1 pseudogene is annotated in these 363 nt (G+C 65.3%); it reads right to left on the minus strand.

Going from position 1 to position 363, the window contains the following annotated elements:
- Positions 1 to 188 (minus strand): annotated as a pseudogene (locus I5E_RS26540) (cation diffusion facilitator family transporter); the annotation flags it as partial.
- Between the last annotated feature and the right edge of the window lie 175 nt (positions 189 to 363).

Genomic DNA, 363 nt, shown 5'->3' on the forward strand with positions numbered 1-363 from the left:
TTCTCGATCGGTCGAGGGGTGATGAACCGGTCGATGGCCTGCCACCCGGCGACGACGGCCGACAGTGCGACGACGAACACGATGAACATGCCGGCGAGGTCTTCCGCACGGCCGTACCTGTCGAGACCTCCGGAGAACGCGATGCCGACTCGTTCGCCGACGGGGAGACTGCTCAGGACCTTGGACACGACGTCAATCGTACGGGGAGTCCAGCCGGTACATCGACTGGCGCCGCTGGCCGGCGTTGGTGCCCCTTGGAGGCGCTGCAGGGACTCGAACCCCACGATGATTCGGTGCGCCGAAGCGAAGCGTTCGCAAACTTTCGGACCCCGGTAAGACGCTTGTCCGAGATGGTGCGGGACG

The organism is Curtobacterium sp. B18 (assembly GCF_000333375.1).
In the GTDB taxonomy this organism is placed as follows: domain Bacteria; phylum Actinomycetota; class Actinomycetes; order Actinomycetales; family Microbacteriaceae; genus Curtobacterium.